This window comes from Herbidospora sp. RD11066, from assembly GCF_054661255.1.
The window spans coordinates 1-306 of the sequence record NZ_BAAGDO010000083.1; the positions used below are offsets into that span (position 1 = coordinate 1).

Consider the following 306-nt stretch of genomic DNA (forward strand, 5'->3'; position numbering starts at 1 on the left):
CGGGCGTCATATATATAAAAACTTAGATAATGAACAAAGCATAGGCCCATGATAAAACACCAGTTATAAGTTTCACACACTATATTTTAAACACCGCCCAACCCCTAAGTGGACGCACTACTTCAATAGTTTTCGTAGAAAACCAGCTATCTCCAAGTCCGATTGGTCTTTCCCCCCTATCCACAGATCCTCCGGGGTTTTTGCTACAACCACCGGTTCGTTCATTAAACTGCCCATGGGTAGATCACTTGGTTTCGGGAGATATGACTAATGGGGCTTGTCGACTTCTCTTCACCTACATTTTAC

Annotated in this window: 1 rRNA gene; it reads right to left on the reverse strand. The window is 43.1% G+C overall.

The annotated features are described in order from the left end of the window. Positions 1–306: ribosomal RNA gene (locus ACYQ78_RS39410) — 23S ribosomal RNA — on the reverse strand; the annotation flags it as partial.